Raw genomic sequence first — 239 nt, 5'->3', positions numbered from 1 at the left:
GTCACGGCAGCGCATTCCTTCAGCCAAGGCTGCGTCTGGCGGATCCGAGTTCCCAGAACCGTCGGAACATTCGCCAAAATGCCGACGCTATGCCCTTGAGCAATAAACCCTAGGACCGCGCGCACCATCTCTTCATCGGCGACCAACAGGCGCTCGGTGTCCAGTTCGGTCGCGTGGCTGACGTCAAAGGAGCTCAGTTCCGTCAGCGCGCGAATGCGGCCCCAATACTGCGCATCGCT

The 239-nt window shown here is 61.1% G+C and carries 1 protein-coding gene; it reads right to left on the bottom strand.

The genetic code is table 11. The features are described 5' to 3' along the window. Positions 1–239: hypothetical protein (locus QP415_RS12820; protein WP_285100328.1), on the bottom strand; the 239-nt coding region annotated here is incomplete at both ends.

Origin of the sequence: Pauljensenia sp. UMB3104, from assembly GCF_030217285.1 — a bacterium.
Classification (GTDB): Bacteria; Actinomycetota; Actinomycetes; order Actinomycetales; family Actinomycetaceae; genus Pauljensenia.
The sequence above is the reverse complement of the archived record's forward strand: the minus strand, read 5'-3'. Positions and strand labels throughout refer to the sequence as shown.